We start from the raw sequence: 999 nt of genomic DNA, 5'->3' as shown, positions 1-999 counted from the left end.
CGGCGGGTCCATGCCCCGACTGCCTGCAGAAACGCGGTCATCAACCCGGCAACTTGTGAAAAACGCGCCCCCGGTTCTCCCAAGTTATCCGCCGGGGGAATCCAGCCGGTCCGAGGACGGCCCGCCGCGCGGTCGGCGGCGGCGGGCCGGCGGCCGTGTCTACGGCCTCGGGGCTTCTCCTCTGTGGGACATGACCGAGCCGGGGAAACCGCGCTGACGCATGCCCTCTACCACCCGAAGCATGCGCAAGATCTCTTCGCGGTAGTAGCTCAGCACCTCATGCTGGGCTACCAGATCACCGAGCGGCTCGATCGTTCCGCTCATCATCCGGCGAAGCTCCCTATCCACGGTACGAAGCCGCCAACCGATGTACTCCGAGCACCGGTTGGTGTCAGTGCTGACGAGGTAGACGCTTCGAGTTGCTAGGAACGCCTTGCCCCGAGTCATCGCCGTGAAGTCGCGGACGTGGCCCTTACCTCGCTCAAACTGATTCACAGTACAGAAGATGTCCCTCAGCAGATCATCACGTGGTGCGCCGACATCGCCAGTCGACTCAACCAGACTCCAGATCCGCTCGCCTATCCACTGCGTCGGCAGCCTGACGATGGTGCCCCCTTCTGGGACGCTGCCGCTTGACGTTGTCATTGTGGTTCCTCGCCCCCCAAGATTCGGGTGAGCTGTTCGTCCATGCTGGTGTCACCCGTGGCCAGGACGGTGTCGCACCAATCCACCACGGCTCTCACCCGGCGATGATTGTCCAGGATTGCCTTCCGGGCCTGCTCAGTGATCTCGGCGACCCGCAGCGTCGGAATGAGGTCTTGCATGCCGCTGTAGAACGCGGTGCCTAGCGCGAGCAACTCCAACACTTGCCGCGAGGCCACCGTGTTCTCAACGACGGACTCTTTGCGCGGCGAAGTCGTACTGAGGTGCCCAGCAGATTCCAGACAGTCGGCTACATAAGCTGACAGAAGTCTGGAAGAGGTAGGTACGTGACGAGGC

At 62.8% G+C, this 999-nt stretch carries 2 protein-coding genes; both read right to left on the bottom strand.

The window, feature by feature from the left end:
* Window positions 1–159: 159 nt before the first annotated feature.
* Window positions 160–645, bottom strand: a complete 486-nt coding sequence (locus ACTMTI_RS56910; protein ID WP_441129416.1) for a hypothetical protein — start codon at window positions 643–645, stop codon at window positions 160–162.
* Window positions 642–999 (bottom strand): DUF6192 family protein (locus ACTMTI_RS56905; protein ID WP_441129415.1); only part of this gene is annotated, 358 nt, incomplete at its 5' end. The genes ACTMTI_RS56910 and ACTMTI_RS56905, both read right to left, overlap by 4 nt.

It is taken from the genome of Nonomuraea sp. H19 (assembly GCF_052068215.1).
Classification (GTDB): Bacteria; Actinomycetota; Actinomycetes; order Streptosporangiales; family Streptosporangiaceae; genus Nonomuraea.
This window is presented reverse-complemented; position numbering and strand designations above follow the sequence as displayed.

What these genes read in the sequence shown, in the direction of transcription:
- ACTMTI_RS56910 (WP_441129416.1), bottom strand. Translation starts at nt 645, where the DNA reads ATGACAACGTCAAGCGGCAGCGTCCCAGAAGGGGGCACCATCGTCAGG.